This window comes from Bacillus sp. PS108 (genome assembly GCF_037963335.1).
Lineage (GTDB): Bacteria > Bacillota > Bacilli > Bacillales > Bacillaceae > Bacillus > Bacillus subtilis.
Window position 1 is genome coordinate 2,940,053 of sequence record NZ_CP150155.1, and the last position, 18,953, is coordinate 2,959,005.

An 18,953-nucleotide genomic window follows, 5' to 3' on the forward strand; every position below is an offset into this window, starting at 1 on the left:
AAAACGACCTTTACGAAGAGGTCGTTTTTGATTTTTTAATCACTATTTCCACACGCCGATTTTCCTTCATGTGTTCATTTGTCTTGTTATCCTTTACCGGCTTTGTATCCGCATAACCGACAGCAATAAAGCGCTTGGAGGGAAGCTTCTCTTTTGACGTGAAGTATTGAATCACTCCACTTGCCCGTGCTGCTGATAGCTCCCAATTCGACGGGTATCGGTATGTCGAAATGTTTCGGCTGTCTGTATGCCCCTCCACCTGAATGTCATTTGGAATGGTTTGAAGAAGAACGGCAATTTGGTGAAGAAGTGTTTCGGCATTTTTCAGCACCTTTGCCTCACCTGTATCAAACAGCACAGCCTCCTGAAGAACGAGCACGACACCGCGTTCATCCCGTTTGGCTGTCATTTGGGCCTTCAAATGATTGTCTTTTATATATGTATTTACTTTCTTGAGAAGCTGATCCTGCTGATCCTCTTGCTTCTTCGTATCAGATGGGGATGTATTCTTTTTTTCTATGGATGTTTGGTCCGGCTGAAGCCCGTTGCCTTCCTTCTGGATCGAGTCCACTGCCGCTTTGAATTTTTGCAGATCGATTTGGGACATCGAAAAGAGTAAAATAAAGAACACAAGGATCAAGGTGATCAGATCTGTAAAGGTTACCATCCAGCTGGATGAAGATTGACTGTTTTTTCCGCTTCCATTCCTTCTTTCAAAACGTTCTCTTCTAAGCTTCATGTACAGATCCCTTTTTTGTTTTTACTTGTTTTGGCTGCTTCTGCCATTCTTCCCGTGAGCTGAAAACGACCAGCTGGCTTTCAAGGTTGCGCGGGTTTTTTCCGGATTGAACACCGATAATCCCTTCCACCATTACCTGCTTGATGAAAATTTCACTTTCTGTTTTCTCTTCAAGCTTAGCCGCGATCGGGTTGAAGACCATATTTGCCAGTAATGAACCATATAAAGTCGTCAGAAGCGCAATGGCCATGTTTGGTCCGAGCATATGCGGGTCATTTAAGTTTTTAAGCATCAGCACAAGCCCGACGAGTGTTCCGATCATTCCCCACGCCGGAGCGAATTCTCCCGCTTTTTCAAAAACTCGCCGCCCTTTGCGGTGCCGTTCCTCCATTGCTGCGATTTCTGAATCCATGACGAGCCGAATCGTTTCTTCATCCCAGCCGTCAATCGCTAAAAGCAGCCCTTTTTTCAAGAATGGATCTTTGATTTCCCGAGCCTGATCATCCAATGATAAAAGCCCGTGTTTTCGCGCGTGATCGGAAAGGGAAACAAAGGTTTTCACAAGATCTTTCACATTGTCTTCCTGGCGGATGAATGCCTGCTTTAATACAGAGGGCGCTTTTTTCAGCTCTCTTGGCGGAAAACTGATAAAAACAGCGGCGCAAAGTCCCCCTGTTACGATGAAGAAAGAGGTCAGATCAAGAAAAGAGCGGAAACCGCTTACTCCCGATCCCGAAATAATCCCGATAACAATAATAATCGTTCCTAACACAAATCCAACAGGTGTAAGATAATCAAAACGTTTCATCATTTCTCCCCATGAAAAAAGCAAGAATTCACCATAAAGGTGAAGCTTGCTCTTTGTTTTTCTTATGACTTGGTTGACTTTCTTAGCTCTATACGGTGCGGCAGTTCGACGATATGCTCTTCAACCGGCTCTTTATTCATGAGCTTCGTCAGCAGTCTCATCGCAACGGCGCCAATATCATATGTCGGCTGAACAACTGTTGAAAGCTGCGGACGAACCATGAGGCTTAATCTTGTATTATCAAAGCCGATAATGTCGAGATCCTCCGGAATGGATAAGCCCTGATCCTGAGCAGCATGGATAATGCCGAGTGCCATTTCATCAGTTGCAGAAAGAATGGCTGTCGGTTTTTTATCCAGGCTCATCAGATGCTGCAGTGCTTCGAGTCCGGAATCATATGTGTAATCCCCTTCAGCTACAAATTGTTCATTAAACGGAAGGTTCGCTTCTTCAAGCGCACGTTTGTAGCCTTGGAGTTTTTTCGAACGGTTGATCGGTTCTGCCATTGGTCCGGAAACGAACGCGATGTCTGTATGTCCTTTATCAACCAAAAGCTTCACGGCATCATAAATCGCCTGTTCGTAATCGATAGCGACTGACGGTGTTTCCTCCTGCTCTTCTACAGAAGCGGCAAGTACAATCGGCACTGGAGAACGCTTAAATTCCGCCACATGCTCGTCCGTAATGTTTCCGCCCATAAACACGATGCCGTCCACTTGTTTGCCGAGCATTGTGTTTAACAAGTGCAGCTCTTTCTCCATGTTTTGGTCAGAGTTGCTCAAAATAATATTGTATTTATACATTGTCGCGATATCTTCAATTCCGCGCGCAAGCTCTGAATAGAAAATGCTTGAGATATCGGGAATGATGACACCTACAGTTGTTGTTTTTTTACTTGCCAGTCCTCTTGCCACCGCGTTTGGACGGTAACCGAGACGTTCAATGGCTTCCAAGACTTTTTTTCTCGTTGTCGGTTTTACATTCGGGTTGCCGTTCACGACACGGGAAACGGTTGCCATGCTTACATTAGCTTCTCTCGCTACATCGTAGATCGTAATATTGCTCATCCTAAAACCACTCCTTTTACTGGATACACTTATCCTTATCTATAGCATAAACACTTTATGTAGAGAAATGTCATAATGTCCGAATTTATGTCGTTTATGATTTGTAAGCGTAAGTCAGTAGTGTACATTATTTTTCATTATTCATCAAATTTAATTACTTCTCATGAAATTATACACGTTTTTATAGATGATGAAAACGTATACTTGGTTTTTATAACTAAATAAACGAGAAAGCATAAAAAAAGGCCGCAGGCGCGGCCTTTTGGATTGTTCAATTAAGCGTTGACTTTCACCATTGGCTTCAGTTCATTCAGCCATTTTTCGAATTCAGGAATCGCCATTTGCTGAGCAGAGTCAGAAAGTGCGACTGACGGATCAGGGTGAACCTCAGCCATTACGCCGTCAGCACCGATCGCTAAAGCGGCTTTAGCTGTCGGAAGCAAGAGGTCACGGCGGCCTGTTGAATGCGTAACATCAACAAAGACTGGCAAATGCGTTTCTTGTTTCAAAATCGGCACAGCTGAAATATCCAGCGTGTTTCTCGTTGCTGTTTCATATGTTCTGATTCCGCGCTCACAAAGGATAATTTGGTCATTTCCTTGTGACATGATGTATTCAGCAGCATTGATGAATTCAGAGATCGTTGCAGCAAGACCGCGCTTCAGAAGCACTGGCTTTTTCACGGCGCCGGCCGCTTTCAGCAATTCGAAGTTTTGCATGTTGCGCGCTCCGATTTGAATGACATCAATGTAGTCCAGCGCTTCTTCGATATGAGCCGGAGTTACGATTTCACTGATAACCGCCAGATCAAATTCATCCGCTACACGTTTTAAAATTTGAAGGCCTTCAACACCAAGCCCTTGGAAATCGTATGGGCTCGTACGAGGCTTAAAGGCTCCACCGCGCAAAATCTTAATCCCTTGTTTTTTCGCAGCTGCAGCGACTTCAGCTACCTGCTCATAGCTCTCTACCGCACATGGGCCGACAATGAATCTTTGCTGGCCGTCTCCGATTTTTTCGCCTTTGATATCAACAATTGTATCTTCAGGTTTTTTCTTGCGGGAGACAAGCAGCGCTTTGCTGTGATCTTCTTCCTGAAGCTCTAAACCGGCTTTGAATATCTCTTTAAAAATGTGCTGGATGGTTGAATTTTCGAACGGCCCGTCATTGTTTTCAATGATATTGTTTAACATTGTGCGTTCTCTGACAGGGTCAAATCGGTTGACACCCTGTGCTTCCTTCGCTTTACCGATCTCTTTTACAACATTGCCGCGTTCGTTGATTAATTTTAAAATTTGTAGGTTTAATTCGTCTGCTTTCTGCCTTAAAAGCTCTAACTCTGTGTTGCTCATTTTTTTCATCCTTTCCCTGCACATTCATTTTTTATTTTGTAGTTATCATGCATCTTACTATAAGTAATTCCAAATGGAAATACTGAAATACAAAAAATTTTATAAAAACTCTACTTTATCACCCAAACGCTTTTAAGTGATAAAGTAATCTATGAAGCTATCCTACATGATGTGAGGGCAATGTTCAAGGGTTTTTTACAAAAAAAAGCGCCAGATGATATCTGGACGCTTTTTTCTATGACAAATGCTGCTCAATAGCAGCTTCTGTAATTTGTGAATGTGAGGTATGCCATTTCACTTCACCGTTCTGGATGATGAATATCTGAGGGCTTTCATGCTTGACCTCATATGTTTCTGCAATGAAATTTGACAGCGGCCGGGCTTCTTGTACTTGAAGATAGTAAGCCGGCACATCCTCATGCTGATTTGCAAAGGCATCAAACTCATGAAATGCTGCCTGGCTGATCGGGCATGTGGTGCTGTGTTTAAAGAAGACGAAAACGCCTTCCTGTTCTGCAATCCGTTTAAATTCTTCCTCAGATTGAATAAGCTGTTTAGCCATGACTCAAGCTCTTCCTTCCCTGCTCAGCGATTCAACTGCTCAGCCTGTTTTTGTGCATCTTTCAGTTCGTCTTTTACATCTTCTTTCGTCTGGAGGACTTGATCTTTTGTTTCATCAGCTGCCTGCATCGCTTCTTCCCTCATATCTTGCATTGCAGTCGATGAATCCGTTTTGTCAGATTTGGAACGGTCTCTTAAATCCTTTACCTTGTTCATGATCTGCCCAGACTGATCCGCTACAAGCTGTGTGATGTTGGAAGTTTTGTCTTTTGCGATGCTGACATATTGCGTGCCTTTTTCCTTCGCATCTGCCGTCATTTTATCAGTTTTGTCCCGTAAAGCAACAGCTTGGCTGCCAAGATCGTCGCGAAGTTCTTTGCCTGATTTAGGCGCTAGAAAAAGAGCTGTAGTGGCACCGATGATTCCCCCGATTAAAGTTCCGATTAAAAAATCTTTACTATTAATTCCATCTTTGCTCATCATTATTCCTCCTCTTAGTATTTTTTTCTCTTACAGGGCTGATTTTTTCTTTTGCTTCCATTTCTCCCAAATTTCCATTGCTGCTTGACTCCATGTGACAACTTGATTGATCTTATCTTGATTTTCTCTAACTGATGCCGATACAGACCCTGCCGCTTGTTTCATGGATGTATTGAACTGCTGTACAGAAGCTCCCACTCCTTGAACAGCATGAACGACCGTGTTCAGCTTTTCTGATTTTTCCTGAATATCTTCAGCCAGGCGGTTGGTCTTATGTAAAAGCTCGGCTGTTTCAGTTGTGATGCCCTTCATTTGTCCCTCCAGCCCTTCAAGAGTGGATGCGACGTTTTTTAGTGTCAGCTGCAATGACTTCAATGTTTTAGACAAGTAGATCACTAATACGAGAAATGCAACTGCGATGAGTGCAACGCTCAAATAAAGAATAATAATCATCTCAAACCTCCTTGCTGCAGGATATACTGCTGTTTACCCGTTTTCTTCAATCATAAACATGTGTACTGGGCTGTATACATACTATTCTCCGTTATGTAAGAAAATCCTTTAATAAGCTTTCCCATCAGATAAATAAAAAGCAGTGAGATCACTGCTTTTTATTATGCCATGACGTTTTCGTAGGCTCTCATATATTTTTGGATATCTCCTGCTCCCATGAAGATGAGAACGGCTTTATCATGAGCTTTTAAAACAGATGTGTCATCTTCTTCAATCAGCTTGGCATTATGAATTTTTCCCTGGAGATCACCGATCGTCAGCTTTCCGGCATTCTCACGGGCTGAGCCGAAAATATCGCATAAATACACACAGTCGGCGCCGCTCAGGCTTTCTGCAAATTCGTCAAGGAACTGCTGCGTCCGTGTAAATGTATGAGGCTGGAATACCGCGACAATTTCCCGATCAGGATACTTCTGTCTTGCCGCCTCGATTGTCACTTTTATTTCTGTCGGATGATGAGCATAGTCATCGATCAGCACTTGATCCCCAAGCTGCTTCTCATTGAATCTGCGTTTGACGCCCCCAAAGGATTTGAGAGCATGCTTAATGATGCTGGAATCAATTTCTTCATAATGGCATAACGCAATGACCGCCAATGAGTTTAATACATTGTGGTGGCCGTACGCAGGAATATAAAACGTATCATAGAACGTATTGCGGACAAAGACATCAAAAGTTGTCCCTTCCGTGCTTTTTACGATGTTTCTGGCTTGAAAATCATTTTCTTCCCCCGTGCCATAATACACAACCGGGACGTTCGCATGGATTTTCGGCAGATGCTCATCGTCTCCGCAGGCAATAATGCCTTTGTTGACTTGAAGAGCCATCTCTTGGAAAGCGTCAAATACATCGTCAATGCTTGAGAAGTAATCAGGGTGATCAAAATCAATATTCGTCATAATCGCATAATCTGGCTGATAGCTTAAGAAATGGCGGCGGTATTCGCACGCTTCAAACACAAAGTATTCGCTGTTTTCATTTCCCTGGCCTGTTCCGTCTCCGATTAAGAAAGACGTCGGTTTTGCGTTTTGGATCACGTGAGCCAGCAGACCCGTAGTCGACGTTTTGCCGTGTGCGCCCGTAACGGCAACACTCGTGAATTTTTTCATGTAGTCGCCTAAAAACTTATGATAACGTATCACCGGAATTCCCTCAGACATCGCTTTTTCTATTTCAGGATGCGTGTCTGGGAATGCGTTTCCGGCGATGACTGTCATGCCGGGTTTAATATTTTCCGCGCTAAAAGGAAGAATCGTAATATTTCTTTTTTCAAGCGCTGTTTGCGTAAAAATAAATTTTTCGATATCCGATCCTTGGACAGTATATCCATTATCATGAAGTATTTGGGCAAGCGGACTCATACCGGTCCCTTTTATTCCAACAAAATGATAAACAGTCATAATTGTACCTCCAACAAACGTCTATCTGTTCCCCAGTATATGACGCTCATTTCAATTTGCGACCGCGGCGGCTGAAAAGCCTCCCTTAGCGGCGTATTTTATATGTTTTGTTATGTTTAGTATCAGGTTATTTCTTTCCGATTAAACCCAGATATCAAGATTTGTCTATGCACAGCTGCTGTAAAGCGGCATAGCTGTTAAATGCTCTAAACACTATCATACCATGTTTGGTGTGAAAATGAACCCATATTATTCGTTTATTAAATCACTTGCTGTGATCAGCACCTCTCGAGGCTTGCTTCCTTTTGCCTCAGAGATCATGCCTTCCGCTTCCATCATGTCGATCAGCCTTGCCGCACGATTGTAACCGATTCTGAATCTTCTTTGCAGGCTTGAAGTGCTCGCACTGTTTTGCTCTACAACAAACTCACACGCTTCGTAAAACAGTTCGTCCTCTTCTTTCAGGGCTGATCCTTGTCTTACGAGCTCTTCTTGTTCAAATAAATAGGTCGGCGGCATTTGGCTTCTGACGTGGGAAACGACGCGGTCGATTTCCCGGTCTGACACAAAGTTACCTTGCAGACGTACCGGTTTTCCCGATCCGTTTTCCAAAAAGAGCATATCCCCTTTTCCGAGAAGCTTTTCTGCACCGGCTATGTCAATAATTGTTCGGGAATCAACCTGGCTTGAGACAGAAAAGGCGATTCTCGTCGGGATATTCGCCTTAATCAGACCTGTTATGACATCGACTGACGGACGCTGAGTTGCGACGAGAAGATGGATACCGCACGCTCTGGCTTTTTGGGCGATCCGCGCAATGCTTTCTTCCACATCGTTTGGAGCCACCATCATCAAATCTGCAAGCTCATCAATAATGACAACTAAATATGGCAGCTTTTCACCCATTTGGTGTTCAGCGGTTAATTGATTAAAGCGGTCAATATCGCGGACACCTGAATGGGCAAAAAGCTCATAGCGGCGCTCCATTTCCTCAACGACCCATTTCAAAGCAGCTGTAGCCGCTTTAGCATCAGTAATGACCGGGCTGACGAGGTGAGGAATTTTATTGTAAGGGGCCAGCTCTACCATTTTCGGATCAATCAGCAGCACCTTTACCTCACTCGGGTCAGCTTTATAAAGCAGGCTGACTAATATTGTATTGATGCATACGCTTTTTCCGGAGCCTGTAGCGCCGGCAATCAAGCCATGCGGCATTTTCTTCAAGTCGATAACAACAGGATTTCCTGAAATATCTAATCCCAGCGCAGCTGTGAGCGGTGACTTGCTTGTCCTGAAAGCTGAGCTGCGAATCATTTGGCGCAAATCAACCACCTTGCTCGTGCGGTTCGGCACTTCAATTCCGATCGTGTTTTTCCCCGGAATCGGCGCTTCAATCCGAATATCTCTCGCTGAGAGACTGAGTTTAATATCATCGGACAAGTTGGTGATTTTATTCACCTTTACACCCGGTTCAGGATGCACTTCAAATCTCGTGACAGACGGACCCTGGGTTACATGGACCACATTGGCGCGGACATTGAAGTTTTTCAAGGTCAAATCAAGAAGCTGACGCTGTTCTTCGATCCACGCAGTATCATCTTGAACCTGCGCTGGCGGGACATCAAGCAGTGCAACATTCGGAAATACATAGCTGCCGCGGCGCTCCTCTGCTTTTTGCTGTTTATGCGTATCTCTTTTCAGCATCATCACATTAAAAGGAACGGATGGCCCTTTTTGAGAAGATGCGCTTTGTTCAGTCCTTTTCTCCTGTACAACAGGCCTTTTTTTCGGCTCTTCTGAAGCTTCGCGAGGTTTGTCTGCGCGAATTCCCTGCCGATTTTCAAGAGTTGCAGTAAACGATTTGGAACCCTGCTCCATGTGTTCAGTTTTCTCAAGCTCTGTATGGCTGTCTGGCTGAACATCTATCTTCGTTTCCTGAGCCTCTCCCAGGATGTCATAATGATTATTTATTATGCTGTCTGATGGCTCTTCTGATTCTTTTGCCACAGTTTCTGCTTGAGCCAGAGCCTCTGATGAATACTCATGATCAGTAAATAAAGGGTCTGCCTGACGAATGTCCATTTGTTCTTCTTGAACGAACGGGGACTCAGCACCTTCTGCCGCGTTTTCATGATGATTGTATACTGGGCTGTCTGACGGCTCTTTTGCTTTTTCATCCTCAGATACTGCCTCTGTCTGAGATTCAGGAGCTATTTGCTCTTCATCAAGTTCAGCGGAGAAAACAGGCTCTTCAAGTTTCTCTGGCTGCTGCTCCCTTTGTTCTTCCTCCTCTTCGCGGCCTACTTCACTGTCTGAAAGCCCTTCAGCCGCCGTATCTGTGAGCATCTCAGGCGGTGTTTGCTCTTCGGCATGTTCAGCTGGGAAGGAAGGCTCCTCTTTTTCCGGCTGTTGAACGCCTGACTCAAATGGCACTTTGTTACCTGACGGCTCGGCTGGCCGTTTCGCCAGCGCCTCATCATGCTCCGTATCCTTTCTGTTTAAAACGCCAGAAGGCTGTTTTTCAAATTGGGTATCCGGGAAGAAAGGACTTTCTTTTTTGGAATGCGCCTGTGTGTCTGAAGCAGGATAGCCGCGTTCACGTTCAATCTCTTCTGACAGCAGTGTTACCTTCTCTTTTACCGATTTATCCGGTTCGTTCAATGTTTCAGAAGGCTTTTTCGGCACATCCTTTTTAACAGTTGGTTTTTGATTGAATCCATAGACAGGCGAAGGGATATTTGTCGGTTTAAACGGTTTCTTCGCCGGCTCTGCTGCTTGATATGTATGCTGCTCTTCTTCATTTCTGGGACGCTCTCTGTAAGGTGCAACACTTGGACGAGGCGCGGATTTCGGTTCGTCCGATGGTGTGCGGCGCCTTCTCAGGTCATGATTTTTGTATCCGTCAGGCACGACTGGAAAACGGAATTTGCCTTTTGGATATTCATAATATATTTTAGGATCTTCCAATCTTTTTAATTGTCCTTCAGGATGATGTACTTCTTGTTGCTGCGGAATTTGAGCGGGTTTTGTCTCCCGTTCAGCATCCTCTTCGCTTTCGCCTAAAAACAAATCAAAAAATTTATGAAGCCAACTCATAATTTATCTCTAACTCCCTTATAGTTTTCTGGGACGGTTTTTAGTATACCACTGCTGGTCGGCCCAGAAAAGATTAAGCTATCAGCAGAAACAAAGCCGCTAAACAAGGGCTTAGCGGCTTTTCACATGATTCGTTTTTTTTGGCGGATTTATGGGAGTCTAAAACTGAAATGCGTCTCCCGCCTCATAGTCTCCTTCTAACACAAGGATTCCTTTTTCAGCAGGGGCATCCGGCAAATCAAGCTCTTTCGCTGAGCAGATCATCCCGCTTGACGGAACGCCGCGAAGCTCTGCATCCTTAATGACAAGTCCGCTAGGCATCACAGCACCGACTTTGGCAACGACAACTTTTTGGCCTTTGTCAACGTTAGGCGCGCCGCAGACGATCTGAAGCGTTTCTTCTCCTACGTTGACTTTACATACGCTTAATTTATCCGCATTCGGATGTTTTTCTTTTGATTCTACATAACCCACAACAAACTTCGGAGATAAATCAACAACTAATGTTTCTTCAACGCCGTTTCTGTTTAAAATCTCATTCACATCTTGCACGAATGTTTCTGAGAGCGCAACAGGGCCGTTTTCATCAATGGTCAAGTAAGAAGACGCATTGAAAATGTTGAAGCCCGTTGTTTCTTTTGTTTCGTTATTGAAAATTTTGACGACATCGCCGTGTTTTTCATAGCCTAATTGTTCGCGTGTCACATCTTGAAGAGAGATCAGGAGCGTGTCTCCCACACCTTCTTTATTATAAAAAGCGTTCATAAGTAAAAATCCTTTCTAATCCTTTTTCGGACGGCTTTTCGCCAGGATAAACACCGGTTCCAGCTTTCCTTCATTGTACAAAAATGATAGGGCGGTAATCGGGACGGTGCCGCCTGCAAAGAAGCTCATCGACATTTGTCCTAGAATATCATACCCCGATTCATTCCGGATGTCAGCAAGAATCAAAACGTCCTGATGAGGAACAGAGATCGCCAGCTCCCCTTCTGCATGCTGCTTATACTCATTTAAGATCGCTTCGTTCAAAATCCGGCTTGCGTCGTATCCGTCGTTTGCCCTGAAGAAATAAAAGTAATTGCCGGCAACCGTATCCTCTTTGACAACCGTCGGCAGGGAACGGAGATTAAATGCGGCCGTCTCTCTGATCCGCTCTTTTGTCCAGTTTTCTTTCTCAAGCATGCGCTGGTCAATTAAACGGTAGGTTTTCCCGAGATCAAGCGCGTAATAAATTCTTGTCTCTGCGGTATGATCGTCATAAATGAGCGGGATATCTTCACTGGACTTGTCCGGGAAGGAAGTCGAGCGGATGACCGGATAAATGCGAGTTTCTTTCCCGGTCATTTCCTGAGCCTTCCCTTCCATTGCCGTCATCGCTTCGGAGACATAGTACACGATCTCATCAATGGCTTCGTCTTTTTTCAGTTCCCATTTTGCAATAATCGGCGGCAAATCGAGCGTAATCCCTTTTTTAGTCGTTTGATCCTCAACACGGAGGGTGTCTTTTTCTCTGTCAAACAGAAAGGAGCGATTCTCGTGCTGAAGGCGCTGTTTCAGTATATCTGACAGCTTCCTTGAGGTCATTTTCAAACCGATGTCCTCCTTTACGCTTTAGCGAGAGAGTCTGTTAAAAACTGTTCAATTTCTTCTTTTGTTTTGCGGTCTTTGCTCACAAAACGATTTACTTCTTTTCCTTCATTAAACACCACAAAGCTTGGGATTCCGTAAATTTCCCACTCTGCACATGTATCAATGAATTTGTCACGGTCTACGTAGTAGTAGGTGAATTCAGGAAAATTCGCTTCCAGTTCAGGCAGGAAAGGCTCTACAAAACGGCAATCCGGGCACCAATCGGCAGAAAACATAAATACAGCCCAATCATCCTGTACCGCTTTTTCCAACTCTTGAGTTGATTCAATTTTTTTCATTTCATATCCCTCCAATTGTTTAAGTTCTTACATGTTTTTTATCGATACTCGTCCATTTGGATCATACCAAACTGCTTGAGGCAAAACCACTTATATGCAACGAATGAATATGTAAGATTGGCTTTCCCATTATCATTATCATATTTTATTTGCATTATCAAGCTCGTTTCGTTTAACATCGTGTACATGAGGGTGAAATTTACAGATGGATATACATAAGGAGGGATTTTTATTATGGAGTTTATCGTCTATTTAGCAGGAGAAATCCACAGCAATTGGCGCGAGGAAATTAAAGAAAAAACAAAATCACTGAAGCTCCCGATTACGTTTGTTGGCCCGATGGAGAATCATGACCGCTCAGACAATATTGGTGAAGAAATTATGGGCGTACAGCCAAATGCCGTTTTAAAGGATGACAAAGCCTCTGACATCAACAACTTCAGAACCGCCGTCCTGATGAATAAAGCAGACTTTGTGATCGCCCTGTTTGGCGAAAAGTACAAACAGTGGAACACGGCAATGGATGCATCATATGCGATCGCAAAAGGAAAACCCCTGATTATCATCCGGCCAGAATCGCTCCACCATCCTTTAAAAGAGCTTTCCAATAAAGCGAATATAACGGTCGAAACCGTTAACCAAGCCATTAAGGCCCTTTCCTATCTATTTGAAACAGAATAAGAAAAAAGCTTGTCGATCCGGGCTTACTGCTCGTTCAACAAGCTTTTATGAAACCTACATATTTTCTTTAATCGCATCCACTGTCTGCTTATCGCAGGCTGTTACAAGTTTGATGAGCATTTCTTTAGCAGCAGCATAATCATCAATATGAATGATAGAAGCGTTTGTATGAATATAGCGGGAACATATTCCGATAACCGCTGACGGCACACCGCTGTTCGAAATATGAACCTTGCCTGCGTCTGTTCCCCCGCCGGATACAAAATATTGATATGGAATATCATGCGTTTCAGCCATATCAAGAACGAATTCCCTCATTCCGCGATGCATGACTGTCGTTCTGTCAAGAATGCGCAGCAAAAAGCCTTTTCCAAGCTGGCCGAATTCATTTTTGTCTCCGCTCATATCGTTTGCCGGGCTGGCGTCAAGGGCGAAAAACAAGTCCGGTTTAATCATATGAGAAGCCGTCTGCGCGCCCCTTAGCCCTACTTCTTCCTGAACCGTTGCACCCGCATAGAGTGTATTCGGAAGCTCTTTACCGTGTAATTCCTTCAGAAGTTCAATGCTTAAGCCGCATCCATATCTGTTATCCCATGCTTTTGATAAAATTTTCTTTTCATTCGCCATCGTCGTAAACGGACAAACAGGCACGATCTGCTGTCCCGGTTTAATGCCGATTTTGATGGCGTCTTCCTTATCATCCGCTCCAATGTCGATCATCATGTTCTTGATATCCATCGGACGGTTTCGCTGCGCATCTGTCAATAAATGCGGCGGTATGCTTGAAATCACACCCGGAACCGGCCCGTTATCTGTTTGAATTTCAACCCGCTGCGCAAGCAAAACCTGGCTCCACCAGCCTCCGAGCGTCTGGAATCTGAGCAGCCCGTTGTCTGTAATGGATGTCACCATGAAGCCGACTTCGTCCATGTGCCCGGCTACCATAATTCTCGGTGCGTCCTCTGCGCCTCGTCTGACTCCGAAAACACTTCCCAGTCTGTCCTGAACGATGTCATCGGCATATTTGGCTAGCTCCTGCTTCATAAAAGCACGAACCTGATGCTCATTGCCCGGCGCGCCGGGAAGCTGCGTCAGTGTTTGGAAAAGCGCTTTCGTTTCTTGATTCATGTTTTCCCCTCATTTCTATGTAGTCCTTTTATTTTATTAGAAACAATGAAGTTTTCCAAGCACCCTGACCCAATCTGCTCGATCAGCCGCGTATTGCTTAACAGGATTTGGCTGTTTCTGTATAATGAAAAGTACGATCAACCAGGAGGTGCTTTATTTTGAAATTGCGTCATCTTCTTTTAGGAGCAGGACTTGGAATTTGTACGGCTGTCGTTGTGAAACAATATGTGATGAAGCCTTATATTTCTTCAGAAAAAGCGCTTCGAATTGTAAAGTCTGCTTTTAAGCAGCGGGGCCCGATTGACGGATCATGGATTTACACCCAGCCGGAGCCCTACAATATTAACGGAGAAACGGTACATGTATACAAAACCGGCATTACACGATCAGCTTTCGGAGAATTAGAACAGTATGAAGTCATGGTGGATGCGAAAACGGGAGAAATTGTTGATGTCATTGATACAATCGCCTCTTAACACCGGACAAGCAAAAAATAGAAGCCGCTGCCTACGCAGCGGCTCTTTTTTATTATATCGCGCGAATCGGTTTGTATACCGGATACCACATCGCATCCTGCACTGCCTGTATAATGTCTTCAGGTTCTTCCGTAGCGACGCCTTCCTTCATTGCGGTTTTTGCAACTTCAACAGCAACGGTTGCCGAAACAGTGCGCAAATCTTCAACTTTTGGAAGCATCGGCGCGCCAGGCACCCCGACATTGACCATACCTGCGATTGCCCGGGCACATGCTTCAAACATGCCGTCGGTAATTAATTTTGATTTGGTAACAATCGTTCCAAGACCGAGACCAGGGAAGACAAGCGCGTTGTTTGCCTGCCCGATATGATACGTAACTCCGTTATATTCAACTGGCGGGAACGGGCTTCCTGTCGTGATCAGCGCACGGCCTTCTGTCCATTCGATTAAATCCTCCGGCTTTGCTTCAGAAAGAGTTGTCGGATTTGACATTGGCAAAATCGCCGGCCGTTTCACATGTGACGCCATTTCTTTTACAATTTCTTCAGTGAAAGCGCCGGAAACCGTAGATGTGCCGATCAGGATCGTGGGTTTTGCCTGCCGGACCACTTCAAGAAGATCAATGCCTCCGCCGTCTCCGTTCCGCTGATAATCCTTCACTTCTTCAGCCGAACGGGCATACAGCTTTTGGAAATCAAGAAGCTGATCCATATCATCTGTTAACAGCCCGTTTCTGTCTATGCACCAGAAGCGCTTGTATGATTCTTCTTCACTCAGTCCCTCGCGCACCAATGCTTCCCGCAGCTGTTCGGCAATTCCGATTCCTGCCGTTCCCGCTCCGAATATAACAACTCTGTGATCTCTCAGCGGAACTTTAGACGCTTTTGCACAGGATAAGACTGCGGCCAAAGAAACAGCGCCAGTTCCTTGGATATCATCATTGAAGGTACACACTTTATCTTTATAGCGTTTCAAAATGCTTCGCGCGTTTTTCGCCCCGAAATCCTCCCAATGCAGCAATGCATTCGGAAATGTTTCTCTCGCCAGCGCAACGTAGTCGTCAATAAATTGGTCATAGCGTTCCCCGCGCACTCTGGAATGCTGGTTGCCGACATAAAGCGGGTCGTTCAAGAGGCTCTCCTGATTTGTCCCCGCATCTAAAACAACAGCCAGCACTCTGCTCGGATCAATGCCTGCAGCCGCTGTATAAACCGCCAGCTTGCCAATAGAAATCGCGATTCCTCCGACGCCCCAGTCACCGATTCCTAAAATTCCTTCCGCATCAGTTGCAACAATTAAATCAATCGTATCACTTTGATCTTTATACTGTTTAAATGCTTCTTTCATACCGTCCGGGTCATCGATTGACAGATAGAGCCCTCGTGGTTTTCTGTATTCATGGCTGTATCTCTGGATTGCCGTTCCGACTGTCGGTGTGTAGACAATCGGGAGCATTTCCCCTAAATGGTCATTTATCAGGCGGTAAAACAGCGTTTCATTCCGATCGTGCAGCGCCGTTAAATAGACATTTTTGCTCAAATCGTCAGGCTGTGCGGAATATTGTTCATACGCTCTTTTCGCCTGATCATCAATTGTTAATACCTTGGGCGGCAGAAAGCCTTTTAAACCAAGTTCTTTTCTTTCTTCCTCAGTAAAAGCAACACCTTTGTTCAAAAAAGGAACAGAGAGCACTTCAAGGCCTCTTAATGTTGTTTGAATGTCTCCTTCGTTTGTTACTCTGAATTGTTTCACCCTGCCTCTTCCTTTCTGAGCATAATTAGTACTAGGTTTGCATTATTAGCCGGAAAACATGCAGGGTAAACATAAAAATATGCTATTGCTTCATTCGCTTAACTGACTTTTTGATGCTTCCGTCCTCCTCCCATTGAAGGGCGCGATACTCGGCATCATGGTAAAAAATAAACCAAGCGTCTTTTTCTGCTGCGAACGCCTGCCATTTCTGCTTTTGCGGGATAGAGGTCATCGGATAATCATCGTAAGCCAGCACCCATAGCGGATTGCGGTGGGCATGTGTCGGCATCAGATCTGCCATATGTACGGCAGTTTCACCCGCATCCTCGCATATCAGGACGCTGTGTCCGTCGCTATGGCCTCCGGTGTGATGCATTTTAATACCCTCTGTGATCGTTAAGGTGTCTTCAAAGGTTTTGACTTGGCCAGCTACAGCCTCCCAATTTTCTTTCCAATACGTATTTTTCGACCTGATATTCGGATGGCGCATTTCGTCCCATTCAACAGCTGATGTATAAATCACTGCATTCGGAAAGACAGAGACAAGCCGTTCACCTTCATACTCCGTTAAACCGCATGCATGATCAAAATGAAGGTGTGTCATTGCGATCACATCTATATCGGCAACCGTTAATCCGAGTGCAGCTAATGATGGTTTCACATTCGACTCTTGTGTCACGCCATAGTTTCGTTTTTGTTTATCAGTCAGCTTGCCGTACCCAATTCCGGCGTCAACGATGATATTGAGCCCATCCTTTTGAATCAAAATAGGGTCTGTCCTTAGTTCAATCTGGTTTTTTTCATTGACTGGATATTTTTTAGACCAAAGCGGCTTTGGAACGACGCCGAACATGGCACCTCCGTCCATATGCGTCACGCCCCCGTCAAGCCAGGTCAACGTGATATTACCAATTTTCATTGTTTCCATTTTCATCCCCCCTGTCATCATGGTAGCAAACGGCCCATAAAAAAAACAGACTCCTGTCAGAGTCTGTCTTTACGTTCTCCATTCAACCTCAGCCCGATAGATCGGCTGGCCGAGTGCAGAGAATTTTTCTTCATATTCTGTCATAATATTGCCTTCCAGATTGCTGTTATGCAAATCGAGACTGACGTATGTCAGCAGCAGGCCGTACTCAGAGAAGCTCTTCAAAGAGTACTCAAACAAACCTCGGTTGTCCGTTTTAAAATGAATCGCTCCGCCTTTGCCCATTACTTCTTCATATTTTTTGAGGAAGTGGGAATATGTCAGGCGGCGTTTTTCATGCCGTTTCTTCGGCCAAGGATCAGAAAAGTTCAAGTAGACCCGTTTCACTTCCCCCGGCTCAAACACATCCGTCAGCGTGTCCGCATCTATATTCAGAAGCTTTACATTCTGCGCTTCGCTGTCTTTTACTTTTTGGACGGCTGTCACGATGACGCTTTTAAATAACTCAATACCAATATAATTGATGTCGGGATTTTGTTTGGCCATACCAGAAATAAATTGGCCTTTTCCTGTACCAACCTCGATATGGATCGGATTGTCGTTGCCAAACACTGTGTTCCATTTCCCTTTATAATCAGCAGGATTGCTGATGGCAATATCTGCGTTTTCAGCCAAAAAGTCATCAGCCCAAGGCTTGTGGCGCATTCTCATATGATTGACACCTCTATCTATTATTTCGACTAACAACATACCATGAATTAAAAAGACCCGCAAGCTCGTTTTTCCAGTGTATCTCTCTTAAGGCCGAGCGCATAAAAAAAGAGGGTCCCGTCTGCTGGAACACTCCTTTCACATGTATAAAAACGCTCTGTTTTGAACAATTTAACCCGTATGATACTGAAGGGATGTGTACCGTTATGGGTTTACATTATGAGCATCAAGTTCATTTATTGAAGGATATATTGACTGACCATCAATTGGACTGCTGCGGAACAGTCGCAGAGTACGAGCAGCTTGAGCGTGTGATTAAATCACTGATGGCAAACACCGAGCTTGATTCAAATTTCAAAAACGTGCTTGAAGATGTTTACCGCTACAGCCAATCAGGAATATCGTCCAAATCCATCGACTCACACATACAAGAGCATCAGAACAGCCTGTCTCAATGGGTAGAGCAAATGGATTCGTATTCCTGATTAATCAACAATTCGTTTCATGAGGATATGCAGCTCTTCCATTGCATCATGAAATTCCTTATCATTGCCTTTTGCTTTATGCCAGGCAATGAAAGTAATTGTTTCAGATAACACATACCAAGCCATTCGCAACCGAAGGCTTTCTGTCAGCTCTATGCCGTACATGCTCAGCCAGCTCTCCCAAGCTGGCTTTTCGACGTAGTGGTACAGCAAAGGCCCGAGGTCCATCGCCGGATCAGCGATCATGGCGCCGTCCCAGTCAATTAAATACAGCTGGTTGTCTTCAGACAATAGCCAGTTATTATGATTGACATCACAATGGCAAACGACTTTCTCACCGAAATGCACTTCATGCAGGTGTTCTTCCAAATACTTGATCCCTTCTTGAATCAGCGGCGAAGATTGCTGCACAGCAAATACAGCCTGCTTCAGCTGAGACAAAAGAGCCCCCGGGTTCAGCGGTTCTTTTCCAAGTCTCTTCAGCATGTCCAGCAAGGCTTTTGATGTGTGTATTTTACGAAGCAATTCAGCAACGGGCCGTCCGCTCATGTCTTTAGGCTTCAGCTCTCTGCCGGTCATCCAGTGCTGGGCCGTAATGACGTCCCCATTTTCCATCCGTTTTGTCCAAACCAGCTTCGGAACAATGCCTTCGGCGGATAAAACAGCTAAAAAAGGTGAGCTATTACGTTTTAAAAAAAGCTGCTGCCCGTTATGTTTCGCATAATATGCATCTCCTGTAGCTCCTCCGGCGGGGAAGATCTCCCAATCGCTACCTAGTAATTGTCCCAACCAGTTCATATCAATGTTCAACCCATCATTTCTTAAAATATTTTAGAATTAAGGCTAA

Annotated in this window: 21 protein-coding genes; 3 read left to right on the forward strand and 18 right to left on the reverse strand. The window is 44.6% G+C overall.

What is annotated here, in order from left to right; translation table 11 throughout:
* Positions 1 to 10 precede the first annotated feature (10 nt).
* The 13 genes from motS to NSQ16_RS15380 form a co-directional block, all read right to left on the reverse strand.
* Entirely contained in the window at positions 11 to 739 is a 729-nt protein-coding gene (gene motS, locus NSQ16_RS15320; protein ID WP_003229290.1) for a flagellar motor protein MotS, read from the reverse strand.
* Positions 729 to 1,547, reverse strand: a complete 819-nt coding sequence (gene motP, locus NSQ16_RS15325) for a flagellar motor protein MotP (protein WP_014477672.1) — start codon at positions 1,545 to 1,547, stop codon at positions 729 to 731. The genes motS and motP overlap by 11 nt, the downstream gene beginning before the upstream one ends.
* A gap of 62 nt (positions 1,548 to 1,609) precedes the next feature.
* Positions 1,610 to 2,614: a catabolite control protein A gene (gene ccpA / locus NSQ16_RS15330; protein WP_003229285.1), complete on the reverse strand. Its 1,005-nt coding sequence runs from the start codon at positions 2,612 to 2,614 to the stop codon at positions 1,610 to 1,612.
* 275 nt (positions 2,615 to 2,889) lie between these two features.
* Positions 2,890 to 3,966 (reverse strand): bifunctional 3-deoxy-7-phosphoheptulonate synthase/chorismate mutase, encoded by a 1,077-nt coding sequence (locus NSQ16_RS15335; RefSeq protein WP_003223454.1) that lies wholly within the window; start codon positions 3,964 to 3,966, stop codon positions 2,890 to 2,892.
* A 235-nt stretch (positions 3,967 to 4,201) separates the two neighbouring features.
* Positions 4,202 to 4,528 carry a bacillithiol system redox-active protein YtxJ gene (gene ytxJ, locus NSQ16_RS15340; RefSeq protein ID WP_038429472.1) on the reverse strand — a complete coding sequence of 109 codons (327 nt, stop codon included), beginning with the start codon at positions 4,526 to 4,528 and terminating at the stop codon, positions 4,202 to 4,204.
* A gap of 23 nt (positions 4,529 to 4,551) precedes the next feature.
* Entirely contained in the window at positions 4,552 to 5,007 is a 456-nt protein-coding gene (locus NSQ16_RS15345) for a YtxH domain-containing protein (RefSeq protein ID WP_004398549.1), read from the reverse strand.
* Between the two features lie 30 nt (positions 5,008 to 5,037).
* Positions 5,038 to 5,460, reverse strand: a complete 423-nt coding sequence (locus NSQ16_RS15350) for a DUF948 domain-containing protein (protein ID WP_003229276.1) — start codon at positions 5,458 to 5,460, stop codon at positions 5,038 to 5,040.
* Between the two features lie 161 nt (positions 5,461 to 5,621).
* The gene (gene murC / locus NSQ16_RS15355) at positions 5,622 to 6,920 is read right to left on the reverse strand and encodes a UDP-N-acetylmuramate--L-alanine ligase (RefSeq protein WP_003229274.1); all 1,299 of its coding nucleotides are present in this window, start codon (positions 6,918 to 6,920) and stop codon (positions 5,622 to 5,624) included.
* Positions 6,921 to 7,169: 249 nt separating this feature from the next.
* Positions 7,170 to 10,016: a DNA translocase SftA gene (gene sftA, locus NSQ16_RS15360; protein ID WP_160221751.1), complete on the reverse strand. Its 2,847-nt coding sequence runs from the start codon at positions 10,014 to 10,016 to the stop codon at positions 7,170 to 7,172.
* 159 nt (positions 10,017 to 10,175) lie between these two features.
* The gene (gene ytpR, locus NSQ16_RS15365) at positions 10,176 to 10,781 is read right to left on the reverse strand and encodes a YtpR family tRNA-binding protein (protein ID WP_076458270.1); all 606 of its coding nucleotides are present in this window, start codon (positions 10,779 to 10,781) and stop codon (positions 10,176 to 10,178) included.
* A gap of 15 nt (positions 10,782 to 10,796) precedes the next feature.
* The gene (locus NSQ16_RS15370; RefSeq protein WP_009967991.1) at positions 10,797 to 11,606 is read right to left on the reverse strand and encodes a DUF1444 domain-containing protein; all 810 of its coding nucleotides are present in this window, start codon (positions 11,604 to 11,606) and stop codon (positions 10,797 to 10,799) included.
* Positions 11,607 to 11,620: 14 nt separating this feature from the next.
* A complete protein-coding gene (locus tag NSQ16_RS15375) occupies positions 11,621 to 11,944 on the reverse strand; it encodes a thioredoxin family protein (protein ID WP_024572891.1) in 324 nt (107 codons plus the stop codon).
* 38 nt (positions 11,945 to 11,982) lie between these two features.
* Positions 11,983 to 12,099, reverse strand: coding sequence for a hypothetical protein (locus NSQ16_RS15380; RefSeq protein WP_004399150.1), 117 nt, complete (start codon positions 12,097 to 12,099; stop codon positions 11,983 to 11,985).
* Positions 12,100 to 12,178: 79 nt separating this feature from the next.
* On the opposite strand from NSQ16_RS15380, the gene NSQ16_RS15385 reads away from it, so the two are divergent.
* Positions 12,179 to 12,625: a YtoQ family protein gene (locus NSQ16_RS15385; protein ID WP_003229263.1), complete on the forward strand. Its 447-nt coding sequence runs from the start codon at positions 12,179 to 12,181 to the stop codon at positions 12,623 to 12,625.
* A gap of 54 nt (positions 12,626 to 12,679) precedes the next feature.
* Here NSQ16_RS15385 and NSQ16_RS15390 read toward each other — a convergent pair whose 3' ends face one another.
* Entirely contained in the window at positions 12,680 to 13,753 is a 1,074-nt protein-coding gene (locus NSQ16_RS15390) for a M42 family metallopeptidase (RefSeq protein ID WP_014480574.1), read from the reverse strand.
* Between the two features lie 158 nt (positions 13,754 to 13,911).
* Here NSQ16_RS15390 and NSQ16_RS15395 point away from each other — a divergent pair, with 158 nt between their 5' ends.
* The gene (locus NSQ16_RS15395) at positions 13,912 to 14,229 is read left to right on the forward strand and encodes a PepSY domain-containing protein (protein WP_160221752.1); all 318 of its coding nucleotides are present in this window, start codon (positions 13,912 to 13,914) and stop codon (positions 14,227 to 14,229) included.
* 52 nt (positions 14,230 to 14,281) lie between these two features.
* Here NSQ16_RS15395 and NSQ16_RS15400 read toward each other — a convergent pair whose 3' ends face one another.
* The 3 genes from NSQ16_RS15400 to trmB form a co-directional block, all read right to left on the reverse strand.
* Positions 14,282 to 15,982 carry an NAD-dependent malic enzyme gene (locus NSQ16_RS15400; protein WP_168768960.1) on the reverse strand — a complete coding sequence of 567 codons (1,701 nt, stop codon included), beginning with the start codon at positions 15,980 to 15,982 and terminating at the stop codon, positions 14,282 to 14,284.
* Positions 15,983 to 16,064: 82 nt separating this feature from the next.
* A complete protein-coding gene (locus NSQ16_RS15405; RefSeq protein WP_168768961.1) occupies positions 16,065 to 16,910 on the reverse strand; it encodes an MBL fold metallo-hydrolase in 846 nt (281 codons plus the stop codon).
* A gap of 69 nt (positions 16,911 to 16,979) precedes the next feature.
* Positions 16,980 to 17,621: a tRNA (guanosine(46)-N7)-methyltransferase TrmB gene (gene trmB / locus NSQ16_RS15410; protein WP_021480321.1), complete on the reverse strand. Its 642-nt coding sequence runs from the start codon at positions 17,619 to 17,621 to the stop codon at positions 16,980 to 16,982.
* A gap of 206 nt (positions 17,622 to 17,827) precedes the next feature.
* Between trmB and NSQ16_RS15415 the strand changes: the two genes are divergently transcribed.
* A complete protein-coding gene (locus NSQ16_RS15415; protein ID WP_003237926.1) occupies positions 17,828 to 18,106 on the forward strand; it encodes a YtzH-like family protein in 279 nt (92 codons plus the stop codon).
* On the opposite strand, the gene NSQ16_RS15420 is transcribed toward NSQ16_RS15415, so the two are convergent.
* Complete coding sequence (locus NSQ16_RS15420) at positions 18,107 to 18,904, reverse strand: phosphotransferase family protein (protein ID WP_009967993.1); 798 nt, start codon at positions 18,902 to 18,904, stop codon at positions 18,107 to 18,109. It lies immediately after the preceding gene.
* Positions 18,905 to 18,953: the final 49 nt, after the last annotated feature.

Coding starts and splice junctions, on each gene's coding strand:
- murC (WP_003229274.1), bottom strand. CDS start 6,920: ATGACTGTTTATCATTTTGTTGGAATAAAAGGGACCGGTATGAGTCCG.
- NSQ16_RS15420 (WP_009967993.1), bottom strand. CDS start 18,904: ATGAACTGGTTGGGACAATTACTAGGTAGCGATTGGGAGATCTTCCCC.
- ccpA (WP_003229285.1), bottom strand. CDS start 2,614: ATGAGCAATATTACGATCTACGATGTAGCGAGAGAAGCTAATGTAAGC.
- ytpR (WP_076458270.1), bottom strand. CDS start 10,781: ATGAACGCTTTTTATAATAAAGAAGGTGTGGGAGACACGCTCCTGATC.
- NSQ16_RS15415 (WP_003237926.1), top strand. CDS start 17,828: ATGGGTTTACATTATGAGCATCAAGTTCATTTATTGAAGGATATATTG.
- NSQ16_RS15380 (WP_004399150.1), bottom strand. CDS start 12,099: ATGCAAATAAAATATGATAATGATAATGGGAAAGCCAATCTTACATAT.
- motP (WP_014477672.1), bottom strand. CDS start 1,547: ATGAAACGTTTTGATTATCTTACACCTGTTGGATTTGTGTTAGGAACG.
- NSQ16_RS15390 (WP_014480574.1), bottom strand. CDS start 13,753: ATGAATCAAGAAACGAAAGCGCTTTTCCAAACACTGACGCAGCTTCCC.
- NSQ16_RS15385 (WP_003229263.1), top strand. CDS start 12,179: ATGGAGTTTATCGTCTATTTAGCAGGAGAAATCCACAGCAATTGGCGC.
- NSQ16_RS15405 (WP_168768961.1), bottom strand. CDS start 16,910: ATGGAAACAATGAAAATTGGTAATATCACGTTGACCTGGCTTGACGGG.
- NSQ16_RS15350 (WP_003229276.1), bottom strand. CDS start 5,460: ATGATTATTATTCTTTATTTGAGCGTTGCACTCATCGCAGTTGCATTT.
- motS (WP_003229290.1), bottom strand. CDS start 739: ATGAAGCTTAGAAGAGAACGTTTTGAAAGAAGGAATGGAAGCGGAAAA.
- ytxJ (WP_038429472.1), bottom strand. CDS start 4,528: ATGGCTAAACAGCTTATTCAATCTGAGGAAGAATTTAAACGGATTGCA.
- sftA (WP_160221751.1), bottom strand. CDS start 10,016: ATGAGTTGGCTTCATAAATTTTTTGATTTGTTTTTAGGCGAAAGCGAA.
- trmB (WP_021480321.1), bottom strand. CDS start 17,621: ATGAGAATGCGCCACAAGCCTTGGGCTGATGACTTTTTGGCTGAAAAC.
- NSQ16_RS15335 (WP_003223454.1), bottom strand. CDS start 3,966: ATGAGCAACACAGAGTTAGAGCTTTTAAGGCAGAAAGCAGACGAATTA.
- NSQ16_RS15345 (WP_004398549.1), bottom strand. CDS start 5,007: ATGAGCAAAGATGGAATTAATAGTAAAGATTTTTTAATCGGAACTTTA.
- NSQ16_RS15375 (WP_024572891.1), bottom strand. CDS start 11,944: ATGAAAAAAATTGAATCAACTCAAGAGTTGGAAAAAGCGGTACAGGAT.